4 protein-coding genes are annotated in these 4,411 nt (G+C 60.4%); all 4 read right to left on the bottom strand.

What is annotated here, in order from left to right:
* Positions 1–151: biotin carboxylase N-terminal domain-containing protein (locus tag ADADOO_RS08130; protein ID WP_511276603.1), on the bottom strand; the 151-nt coding region annotated here is incomplete at its 3' end.
* A gap of 138 nt (positions 152–289) precedes the next feature.
* Positions 290–1,825, bottom strand: a complete 1,536-nt coding sequence (locus tag ADADOO_RS08125; RefSeq protein WP_511276571.1) for an acyl-CoA carboxylase subunit beta — start codon at positions 1,823–1,825, stop codon at positions 290–292.
* A gap of 27 nt (positions 1,826–1,852) precedes the next feature.
* Positions 1,853–2,863, bottom strand: a complete 1,011-nt coding sequence (gene meaB, locus ADADOO_RS08120; protein WP_511276569.1) for a methylmalonyl Co-A mutase-associated GTPase MeaB — start codon at positions 2,861–2,863, stop codon at positions 1,853–1,855.
* A gap of 7 nt (positions 2,864–2,870) precedes the next feature.
* Positions 2,871–4,411, bottom strand: a 1,541-nt coding sequence (scpA, locus tag ADADOO_RS08115) for a methylmalonyl-CoA mutase (protein ID WP_511276567.1), incomplete at its 5' end; no start/stop codon positions are given.

The following is a 4,411-nucleotide window of genomic DNA, read 5'->3' as shown; positions in this document are numbered from 1 at the left end:
TACAGACGGCTTCATCAGCCAAGTCGACGTGCAGCGCATCCTTGTCGGCTTCGGAATAAACCGCAACCGTCAGAATGCCCATTTTGCGAGCGGTTTTGATAACGCGGCAGGCAATTTCTCCCCGGTTCGCGATCAGAATTTTCTTAAACATTTTTATCCTCCGGGGAGAAATCGCCCGAGCACGCTTCGCGTGCAAGGCAATTTAGCTGCGCTGCTGCGCCGCTGTGCGGCTGGTCACCACGGTTTGCAATCAAAATTTTCTTGAACATAATATTTTTCTCCCTGACGCTTACAGCGGAATGTTGCCGTGCTTGCGCCACGGATTCTCAAGTTTCTTGTCGCGCAGCATGGCCAGCGAGCGGGCGATGCGCTTGCGGGTGGCGTGCGGCATGATGACATCGTCGATGAAGCCGCGCGCGCCAGCCACAAAGGGGTTGGCGAACTTGTGCTTGTACTCGGCTTCGCGCTCGGCCAGCTTGACCGGATCGTTCTTTTCTTCACGGAAAATGATTTCGACAGCGCCCTTCGGCCCCATGACGGCGATTTCGGCCGATGGCCAGGCGATATTCACGTCGCCGCGCAGGTGCTTGGACGACATCACGTCGTAGGCGCCACCGTAGGCCTTGCGGGTGATGATGGTGACCTTGGGCACGGTACATTCGGCGTAGGCGTAGAGCAGCTTGGCGCCGTGCTTGATGATGCCGCCGTATTCCTGCGTGGTGCCTGGCATGAAGCCCGGCACATCGACGAAGGTGACAACCGGGATGTTGAAGGCGTCGCAGAAGCGGACGAAGCGCGCTGCCTTGATCGACGACTTGATGTCGAGGCAACCGGCCAGTACCAGCGGCTGGTTGGCGACGATGCCAACCGGGTGGCCATCCATGCGGCCAAAGCCGATGATGATGTTCTTGGCGTAATCAGCCTGCAACTCAAAGAAATCGTTGTCGTCGACCACCTTGATCAGCAGCTCCTTCATGTCGTACGCCTTGTTGGCGTTGTCCGGCACCAGGGTGTCGAGCGAGTAGTCCATACGGTCGACCGGATCGTTGGTCGGCGTGACCGGTGGCCTTTCGCGGTTGTTGGCCGGCAGGAAGTTCATGAAGCGGCGCAGCATGGAGAGGGCTTCAACGTCATTCTCGAAGGCCAGGTCGGCGACGCCGGACTTGCTGGTGTGGGTCACGGCACCGCCCAGTTCTTCGGCGGTGACATCTTCATGGGTCACCGTCTTGACCACTTCCGGACCGGTCACGAACATGTAGGACGAGTCCTTGACCATGAAGATGAAGTCGGTCATCGACGGCGAGTAAACTGCGCCACCGGCACAGGGGCCCATGATCATCGAGATCTGCGGCACGACGCCGGAGGCCATGACGTTGCGCTGGAATACGTCAGCGTAGCCACCGAGGGAAGCGACACCTTCCTGGATGCGGGCGCCGCCCGAGTCGTTGAGGCCGATCACCGGGGCGCCGACCTTCATCGCCTGATCCATGACCTTGCAGATCTTCTCGGCGTGGGTTTCCGACAGCGAGCCGCCGAACACCGTGAAATCCTGCGAGAAAACGAAGACCAGACGGCCGTTGATCGTGCCGTAACCGACCACGACACCGTCGCCCGGCGTCTTTTCGGCTTGATCCATGCCGAAATCAACGCAGCGATGCTCCTTGAACATATCCCACTCCTCGAAGGAATCGGGGTCGAGCAACAGCTCGATTCGTTCGCGGGCGGTCAGCTTGCCCTTTTTATGCTGGCTGTCGATACGCTTCTGGCCACCGCCGAGGCGGGCCAGTTCGCGCTTTACTTCCAGCTGGCGGATGATGTCGTGCATAGAAAACTCCCTCAATGGATCGGGTGATTAGTGTTTCAGATAGTCGAGCAGCGCATACGCGGCTGCAGCCGGGTTCGTATGGCCCGCCTCGACGGATCGGGTGAAGGCGGGCAGGTTTTCCTGCACGCGCGGGTGATGGCGAAAATACTGGCGCAGCCCGGAATCGATCAGTTGCCACATCCAGCTCAAGGCCTGGTGCTGGCGCTTGGCATCGAATTCGCCTGTCGGTTTCAGGGCAGCCTGATATTTCTCGACCTGTTCCCAGAACTCGGTAATGCCTTCCTTGTGCAAGGCGGACAGCGTGATGACCGGCGGCGCCCAGTTGGGCGAGGCCGGTCGCAGCATGTGCAGTGCGTTGCGCCACTGGGCGCGGACGACAGCGGTGGCCTGACGGTCGATGTCGGCCTTGTTGATGATCACCATGTCGGCGATCTCGACGATGCCTTTTTTGATGGCCTGCAGGTCGTCACCGGCATTCGGCAACTGGAGCAGACAAAACATGTCGACCATGCCGGCGACGGTTGTTTCGGACTGGCCGACACCGACGGTCTCGATGATGATCACGTCGTAGCCGGAAGCTTCGCAGAGCAGCATCGCCTCGCGCGACTTTTCAGCCACGCCGCCGAGCGAACCTGAAGACGGACTGGGCCGGATAAAGGCTTCCTCACGCTGGCTGAGCAACTCCATGCGCGTCTTGTCACCGAGGATGGAACCGCCTGATACCGAAGACGAGGGGTCGACGGCAAGCACCGCCAGTTTCTTGCCCTGCTCGATCAGCCAGACGCCAAGCGCCTCGATGAACGTAGACTTGCCCGCCCCCGGCACGCCGGAAATGCCGATGCGAATCGCCTTGCCGGTGCTTGGCAAAATCGCGTTGAGCACCTGCTGGGCACGCTGCTGGTGATCCGGCCGCGTCGATTCGATCAGCGTGATGGCCTTGGCCAGCGCACGGCGCTGGCCACTCAGCACGCCGTCAACCAGCAACTGGTCGGCGGCAGACAGAATATTGGCACGCACGGGAACTTCGCCCAGATTCATCCGTGGATTAGCCGCGGGCCTTGCGAATTTCTTCGATCACCTTGATGGCCGAATCCTCGATCCGCGTTCCCGGCCCGAAGATGGCTTTGGCGCCAGCCTTGTAGAGATACTCGTAGTCCTGAGCCGGAATCACGCCACCGGCGAAGACGATGATGTCGTCACCGCCTTGATCCTTCAGTGCCTTGACCAGTTGCGGCAGCAAAGTCTTGTGACCGGCCGCCAGCGACGACACGCCCACCGCATGCACGTCGTTTTCGATGGCCTGACGAGCGGCTTCTTCCGGGGTCTGGAAGAGCGGCCCCATGTCGATGTCGAAGCCGAGGTCGGCATAGGCTGTAGCGACGACCTTGGCGCCGCGGTCATGACCATCCTGACCGAGCTTGGCGATCATGATGCGCGGCCGGCGGCCTTCTTCTTCGGCGAACTTGGCGACATCGGCCTTGATCTTTTCCCAGCTTTCCTGACCTTCCACAACGCCTCCGTACACCCCCGAAATGGTCTGGTTGTTGGCGCGGAAACGACCGAATATCTTTTCCAAGGCATCGGACACTTCGCCGACCGTGGCGCGTAGGCGCATGGCCTTGACGGTCAGGTCGAGCAGGTTGCCCTCGCCGGTTTCAGCCGATTTGGTTAATGCCGTCAAAGCGGCGTTGACCGCAGCACTGTCGCGCGTCGCGCGAATCTGCTTGAGACGGGCAATCTGCGAATCACGCACCGCGTGGTTGTCGATATCGAGAATGTCGATGGCGTCTTCCTTGGCCAGCTTGTACTTGTTGACGCCGACGATGACATCCTTGCCGGAGTCGATGCGCGCCTGCTTGTCGGCCGCGCAGGTTTCGACCTGCATCTTGGCCCAGCCGGATTCGACGGCCTTGGTCATGCCACCCATCGCCTCGATTTCCTCGATGATGCCCCAGGCCTTGTCGGCCATGTCCTGGGTCAGCTTTTCCATCATGTAGGAACCGGCCCAGGGGTCGACGACGTTGGTGATGTGGGTTTCTTCCTGGATGATCAGCTGCGTGTTGCGGGCGATGCGCGACGAGAACTCGGTCGGCAGCGCAATCGCTTCGTCCAGCGCATTGGTGTGCAGCGACTGGGTTCCGCCGAAGACGGCGGCCATCGCTTCGATGGTCGTGCGCACGACGTTGTTGTACGGATCCTGTTCGGTCAGCGACCAGCCGGAGGTCTGGCTATGCGTGCGCAGCATCTTCGACTTCGGACTCTTGGCGTTGAAGCCGGTCATGATGCGGTCCCACAGCAGACGGCCGGCGCGCATCTTGGCGATTTCCAGGTAGAAGTTCATGCCGACGGCCCAGAAGAAGGACAGGCGGCCGGCAAAGGTATCGACGTCCATGCCGGAAGCGACACCGGTACGCACGTATTCCATGCCGTCAGCCAGCGTAAAGGCCAGTTCGATGGCCTGGTTGGCGCCGGCTTCCTGGATGTGGTACCCAGAAATCGAGATCGAATTGAACTTCGGCATGTGCTGCGCGGTGTAGCCGAAAATGTCGGCGATGATCTTCATCGACGGCTTGGGCGGATAGATGT

Source organism: Azonexus sp. (assembly GCF_036170495.1).
Taxonomy (GTDB): Bacteria; Pseudomonadota; Gammaproteobacteria; order Burkholderiales; family Rhodocyclaceae; genus Azonexus.
Note: the sequence above shows the minus strand (reverse complement) of the source record. Positions and strands in the feature narration are given on the sequence as shown.

What these genes read in the sequence shown, in the direction of transcription:
- ADADOO_RS08125 (WP_511276571.1), bottom strand. Translation starts at nt 1,825, where the DNA reads ATGCACGACATCATCCGCCAGCTGGAAGTAAAGCGCGAACTGGCCCGC.
- meaB (WP_511276569.1), bottom strand. Translation starts at nt 2,863, where the DNA reads ATGAATCTGGGCGAAGTTCCCGTGCGTGCCAATATTCTGTCTGCCGCC.